This is a genomic window from Mesorhizobium sp. M7A.F.Ca.US.014.04.1.1, assembly GCF_003998745.1.
Taxonomy (GTDB): Bacteria; Pseudomonadota; Alphaproteobacteria; order Rhizobiales; family Rhizobiaceae; genus Mesorhizobium; species Mesorhizobium ciceri.
On sequence record NZ_RZRW01000371.1, the window covers coordinates 1 to 5,837 of the forward strand.

At 64.8% G+C, this 5,837-nt stretch carries 7 protein-coding genes; 3 read left to right on the plus strand and 4 right to left on the minus strand.

From position 1 onward, the window contains the following. Positions 1-89: 89 nt before the first annotated feature. Together EOA22_RS22285 and EOA22_RS22290 are read right to left on the minus strand one after the other, a co-directional pair. On the minus strand, positions 90-1,037 hold the full coding sequence (locus EOA22_RS22285; RefSeq protein WP_013530574.1) for a substrate-binding domain-containing protein: 948 nt from the start codon (positions 1,035-1,037) through the stop codon (positions 90-92). Positions 1,038-1,343: 306 nt separating this feature from the next. Next, entirely contained in the window at positions 1,344-1,907 is a 564-nt protein-coding gene (locus EOA22_RS22290) for a dienelactone hydrolase family protein (protein ID WP_024501764.1), read from the minus strand. A 125-nt stretch (positions 1,908-2,032) separates the two neighbouring features. On the opposite strand from EOA22_RS22290, the gene EOA22_RS22295 reads away from it, so the two are divergent. Continuing rightward, complete coding sequence (locus EOA22_RS22295; protein WP_063168646.1) at positions 2,033-2,731, plus strand: RibD family protein; 699 nt, start codon at positions 2,033-2,035, stop codon at positions 2,729-2,731. An 89-nt stretch (positions 2,732-2,820) separates the two neighbouring features. Here EOA22_RS22295 and EOA22_RS22300 read toward each other — a convergent pair whose 3' ends face one another. Then, complete coding sequence (locus tag EOA22_RS22300) at positions 2,821-3,705, minus strand: SDR family oxidoreductase (RefSeq protein WP_063168647.1); 885 nt, start codon at positions 3,703-3,705, stop codon at positions 2,821-2,823. Between the two features lie 78 nt (positions 3,706-3,783). On the opposite strand from EOA22_RS22300, the gene EOA22_RS22305 reads away from it, so the two are divergent. Continuing rightward, on the plus strand, positions 3,784-4,626 hold the full coding sequence (locus EOA22_RS22305; RefSeq protein WP_063168648.1) for a helix-turn-helix transcriptional regulator: 843 nt from the start codon (positions 3,784-3,786) through the stop codon (positions 4,624-4,626). Between the two features lie 41 nt (positions 4,627-4,667). Here EOA22_RS22305 and EOA22_RS22310 read toward each other — a convergent pair whose 3' ends face one another. Next, positions 4,668-5,114 carry an SRPBCC domain-containing protein gene (locus EOA22_RS22310; RefSeq protein WP_063168649.1) on the minus strand — a complete coding sequence of 149 codons (447 nt, stop codon included), beginning with the start codon at positions 5,112-5,114 and terminating at the stop codon, positions 4,668-4,670. Between the two features lie 158 nt (positions 5,115-5,272). Here EOA22_RS22310 and EOA22_RS22315 point away from each other — a divergent pair. Next, on the plus strand, positions 5,273-5,837 hold a 565-nt coding region (locus EOA22_RS22315), incomplete at its 3' end, for a pseudouridine synthase (protein ID WP_164755729.1).

Here is a 5,837-nt window from a genome sequence, read left to right on the forward strand (position 1 = left end):
GATCTCCCCCTTGAGGGGGAGATGTCCGGCAGGACAGAGGGGGGCGCTGTCCCGCCGGCTTTGCCAATCGGCCGATCCCCGCCAAACCCCTACTTCGTCTCGCCAATCCGCTCTGCCTTGTCGAGATTGTCCTTGCCGATGACGATTGGCGTCAGCAGCACCAGCTTCTCCTTCGGCTCGGTCTTGTCCTTGGCAAAGGCCACCGCGATGCGCACCGCAGTGCGCGACTGCTCGCCGGGGAATTGCTCGACGGTGCCCGCAAGCTTGCCGTCGCGCACGGCGACCAGCGCTTCGGGCAGTGCATCGAAGCCGTAGATCTTGACGTCGGTGAAGTTGCGCGCGGCACAAGCCTCCATGGCGCCCAGCGCCATGTCGTCATTGGCGCAGACGATGGCGTCGGGTTTGCCGTTGGCGGCAAGGCCAGCCTCGGTCACCGACAGCGCCTCGGCGCGGGCGAAGTTGGCGGTCTGCTCGAAGACGATCTGATACTTGTCCTTCAGAGGATCGAGCACATTGTGCACGCCCTTGTTGCGGTCGATCGCCGGGCCGGCGCCGGGCTGGCCCTGCAGATGGAACAGCTTGGCACCGTTGGGAAACGCCGCCACCACGGCGTTGGCTTCCGCCTCGCCGCCCTTCACATTGTCGGCGCCGACATGGGCGAGGATGCCCTCGACGCCGTCTACGCGGCGGTCGATCGTCACCACGGGAACGCCGGCCTTGACCGCTTCCTCGATGGCCGGCGCCAGGGCGTTGACGTCGAGCGGCGAGATGACGATGGCGTTGACCTTCTGCACCAGGGCGGCCTCGATGTCGGCGGTCTGCTTGGTGGCCGAGTTCTGGCCGTCGCTTTCGGTCAGATTGACGCCTTGCGTGGCGGCTTCCGCCTTGATCTCGTTCAGCATGTGCACGAAGAACGGAAAGCCGAGACTGGGCACCGAGCCAAGGATAGTGAGCTTGTCCTGCGCAAACACAGAAGGCGCGGCAACCATCATGGCGCCGAAAGCCGCGGACGACAGCAGGAATTCACGTCTGTTCATGGGATCCTCCTCCACAAGAACGCACGACCCGAAAACCGGGATCGGTTTCAGGAAGGATCATGCGTCGGTTCAAAGTGTGGAGCATCCTCCCTGCGCCCGAAAACGCATGCCGCTCCAGCTGGCCGCCGCTGTAAAAAGAGCCTCCCACCGACGCCTGCGCAGGGATGCTAACCCAGGGCCAACCATTTGTGCAACATCGATATAACAGCGGTGCCAGGCAAATTATCGGAATTGTCGGATTTTGGATTTCCGGCGTGGGGGCCGCTTTGTCGGAAGACCTCCAATGCAAGGCCGCCCCTCTGCTTCTCAATCCAGGAACGCCAGAACACGCTGCCAAAGCAGCGCCGCGGCTGTGTCGTTGTAGTCGGGCAGAGCTGGATCCGAGAAATAATGTCCCGAGTTTGGATAGCGGAAGATCCGCACATCGGTTTGCGCGGCCTCGGCGGCGTGCTGCCAGGCGCGGACATCCGGCTCGGGGAAGAACGGATCGGTGTCGGCGACATGCAATTGAACCGGCAGGCCGGGCCGGATGTTCGCAGGCACGGTTGCCAGCCCATGCAACAGCAGCACCTTGGCCGTCAGCGGCCGCAAGGCCCAGACTGACGCGACCACGCCTGCACCCATCGAAATCCCCGCCAGCACCGTATCGCCGGGCGTCGAGGCCAGGGCATCGCGCGCCCTTTGGCAAATGACCTCCCAGCCGATCCGCGCCTTGATCGCGAAGCCTTGCTCGAGATCGTCCGTCGCCACGCCCGCATAGAGGTCCGGCAGCGAAACGGCGTGACCGGCGGCGCCCAGCTTTCCAGCGAGATGCCGCTCGTGCTCGCGCAGCCCCAGAACCGAATGAAACAGGATTATGTTCGCGGACATCCGGTCATGATACCTGCCGGCACATGCCGTCTCAACGGCTGGGTACGTCATGAGGCGTGCGGCTTCCATTCTCCCGGCGTGGCACTACTTTGGACTGAACCCAAAGCACTCGACTGGAGAACAACATGAAGCCGCAAATCATCTGCCATATGCTGGCATCCCTTGACGGCAGCCTCCACCCCAGCCGCTATACCTCGAGCCCCGATGGCACCCGGGCCGAGTGGTCGAGCCTCTACGAGCATATCCATAATGATCTCGCGGCTGATGCCTGGATCGTCGGGCGCGTCACCATGGCCGAGATGAGCAAGGCCGGCGCGCATCCGCCGGCCAATGCCGGCAAGGTCGACCGGCCCTATCATTTCGCGCAAATAGGTGCGGGTTATGCCGTGGCGCTCGATGCCTCGGGCAAGCTTCATTTTTCCAAACCCGACATCGGTGGCGACCATGTCGTGGTGCTGCTTGGGCGCGACGTTGCCGACAGCCATTTGGCAGAGCTTGCCGCCGACGGCGTGTCCTATATCGTCGCGGAAACCGGCGATATCGATCTCGCCGCGATGCTTGAGGTCCTCGGACGCGAACTCGGCATAAGCCGGCTGCTGCTCGAGGGCGGCGCCAGCATCAACGGTTCCTTCCTCGCCGCCGGGCTCGTCGATGAATTGAGCCTTCTCGTTGCACCCGCGATCGACGGACGGGCCGCCAATCAGGGTTTCGTCGAGTTCGGCGAGAGCGGCCTGGCGGGCAAGACGCAGCTGTCCCTGAAGAGCTGCGAGGCGCTGGCGCATGGGCTCGTCCATCTGCGCTACGCGGTCAGCCCTGGAGCATAATCCCGAAAGGTCGCGGCGTGGCCCAGGGTCTCCGCGACGGGGCTGACGAAGTCAGAGACTTCGGCTCACCTCGAGCGTTGCTAAGCGCATCAATACCGCATGGCGTCGAGATCGGCGATCAGCGTCGGGCCGGTGGGGTGCCAGCCGAGCCGTGCCTGGGTCAGAGCGCTGGAGGCCGGCAGATCCATCGGCGCGAACATCGCCATCCAGCCGAAATGCTCCGCCGCCTTTTCCGGCGCAATGGAAACCACCGGCAATTTCAAACCCCGGCCGAGCGCCTCGGCGATAGCGCGCACTTCGACACCTTCCTCGCCGACCGCGTGATAGCGCGCGCCCGGCTGCCGCTTTTCCACGGCGAGCCGGTAAAGCCGCGCCGCATCGAGGAGGTGGCCCGCGGAGTAGCGATTGCGGCCGTCGCCGACATAGGCCGAGACGCCCCTTTCACGCGCGATCTCGATGAGCGGCGTGATAAGGCCTTGCTTGACCGGATTGTGGACCTGCGGCAGCCGCACCACCGACACATTGATGCCGGCGTCCAGCAAGGCATTGCCGGCCAGCTCCGAGGCGATGCGCGGATTGGGATGGCTGGCGTTGAAGACGTCCTCGATCGCCAACTGGCCATGCCCGGGGCTGCCCATGCCGACGCCAGAGGTGATCACCAGCGGCCGGTCGGAGCCGGCGAGCGCGGCGCCCAGTGCGGCGATGACGCGTTTGTCCTTTTCGCAATTCTCGGCAAACCGCGAAAAATCGTGGTCGAATGCCGTGTGGATCACGCCGTCCGCCTTGGCCGCGCCATCGCACAGCCCTTCGGGCTCCTCGAGCGTTCCGCGATGCACTTCAGCACCGGCGGCGGCCAGCGCCTCGGCGCCGGCGTCGGAGCGGGTCACGCCGACCACCTGATGGCCTGCCTTGATGAGTTCGGGAACGATCGCGGAACCGATGAAACCGGTCGCGCCGGTGAGAAAGATACGCATGCAAAATCTCCTGTACAGTTGCCTGCGTAATATTGCCGGTCTATTATTCTATTAAAGTAGTGATCTTATCGTGGTATAATGGCTAACAGGATGCCTTCCAATTCCGGCTCACTAGCAGCGTTCCTCAAAGACCGGCGCACCCGGCTTGATCCCGCATCATTCGGGTTTTCCGGACGCAGACGCACGCCGGGGCTGCGCCGCGAAGAGGTCGCACAGCGCGCCAACATCAGCCCGACCTGGTACACATGGCTGGAACAGGGCCGCGGCGGCGCACCCTCGGCCGATGTCCTCAACCGCATCGCCAAGGGGCTGCTGCTGACCGAGGCGGAGCGCGAACATCTTTTCATGCTCGGGCTGGGGCGCCCGCCCGAGGTCCGCTACAGGGGCGTCGAAGGCGTCAGCCCCCGGCTGCAGCGCCTCATCGACACGCTCGATGCCAGCCCCGCCATAGTCAGGACCGCCACCTGGGACGTCGTTGCCTGGAACCGTGCCGCGAGGGTCGTGCTGACCGACTACAGCACCCTGCCCGAGGGCGAGCGCAACATTCTGCGCTTCATGTTCCTCAGTCCCCATATCCGCGCCAGGCAGCACGACTGGCAAAACCTCGCCCGTTTCGTGGTGGGCGCGTTCCGGGCCGATGCGGCACGCGCCGGTGCTGTCTCCGAGGTGCGTGAACTCGTCGACGAACTCTGCAGCGCCAGCCCCGAGTTTGCCGCCCTGTGGCGGGAAAACGGCGTGCTCAGCCATGGCGACGGGACAAAGCGCCTGAAGCACCCGGAACTTGGCGATATCGAACTGGAATATTCGGGCTTCGCGGTCGACGGCCGGCCGGATTTGAGCCTGACCGTCTACAACCCGGTCGACAGCGCCGTCGCCGACCGTATTCGCACGCTGGCCCTCACCCGACACCCCAAAGAGTAAGGGCGGGACGACCTATCCGCTGCGATGACTCCCGCCCGCTCTCAAGCGCGCTCGCAGACCGCCTTCAGGATCTGCAAGGTCGGTCCCCAGTAGAGATTGGCGTGCGGACGGATCGCCGGTTCGGCGAAGTCGCTGAGCGTCAGTGTCAACAGTGTTCCCCCATCCGCCGGCGCCAGGTCGAAGCTGACCACGGTGTGATTTTCGGGCACGTCCGCCAGACGCGAGGCCGACAGCGTGCTCCAATAGCTGTAGGCGAAGCTCATTCCCGGCTCAAAAGTGCGGATGGTGCCGTGGTTTTCGAACGGTATTCCGTGCAGCAGTCCGCGCATGACGATCGCGCCGCCGGCCTGCCCTTGCAGGCTGACGGTCAACTCCTCGTCGGACATCCATTGCGGGATCATTTCTGGCGTCGTTAGTATCCGCCAGACCTTGGCCGGCACGGCACCGATGACGACGGTCTTGGTTATCGGCGCAGCGGACTCACTCATGGGGTGCAGATTATAGCGGATGCGGCGGCGACAATATCGCTGTTCCAGGCGGTACGGATGCCGCCATTGCCCCTTGCCCTGTATAGGAAGACAGCACCACGCTTGCGAAGCCATTGCAGCCCGTGGCATCTGTCGGCTCCACCAGCGCAGACGGCACCATGACACCACGGCAGACACGGCAGAGCGGCAGGCAGGGGGCGCCCGGCGTCAGTCTCAACCGGGCGCTGTCGAAGCTCGGCCTGTGCTCGCGCACACAGGCCGAGGTGCTGATCGCCGAAGGCCGCGTGCGCGTCGGCGGCAAGGTGGTGCGCGATGCGGCGCTGCGCGTCGACCTCGACCGCGACCGCATCGTCGTCGACGACAGGCCGGTGGTTGCCGAGCGCAAGGTCTACCTCATGCTCAACAAGCCGCGCGGGCTGGTCACCACCCGCGACGACCCGCAGCAGCGCGACACCGTCTATGCCTGCCTGGAAGGGCTCGATCTGCCCTTCGTCTCGCCGGTAGGCCGGCTCGACAAAGCCAGCGAAGGCATGCTGCTGATGACCAACGACACCCGGTTTGCCAACCGGCTGATGGACCCGGCCTCGCATCTGCCCAAGACCTATCACGTGCAGATCGGCACGGTGCCGGACGAGGCGATGCTGGAGACGTTACGCGCGGGCGTGACCGTCGACGGCGAGACCCTGACCGCCAGCTCGATAGAACTCTTGCGCAGCGGCGGCC

Excerpts from the sequence above, each read along its gene's own strand:
- EOA22_RS22285 (WP_013530574.1), bottom strand. The coding sequence starts at position 1,037 with ATGAACAGACGTGAATTCCTGCTGTCGTCCGCGGCTTTCGGCGCCATG.
- EOA22_RS22300 (WP_063168647.1), bottom strand. The coding sequence starts at position 3,705 with ATGCGTATCTTTCTCACCGGCGCGACCGGTTTCATCGGTTCCGCGATC.
- EOA22_RS22295 (WP_063168646.1), top strand. The coding sequence starts at position 2,033 with ATGAAGCCGCAAATCATCTGCCATATGCTGGCATCCCTTGACGGCAGC.
- EOA22_RS22310 (WP_063168649.1), bottom strand. The coding sequence starts at position 5,114 with ATGAGTGAGTCCGCTGCGCCGATAACCAAGACCGTCGTCATCGGTGCC.
- EOA22_RS22305 (WP_063168648.1), top strand. The coding sequence starts at position 3,784 with ATGGCTAACAGGATGCCTTCCAATTCCGGCTCACTAGCAGCGTTCCTC.
- EOA22_RS22290 (WP_024501764.1), bottom strand. The coding sequence starts at position 1,907 with ATGTCCGCGAACATAATCCTGTTTCATTCGGTTCTGGGGCTGCGCGAG.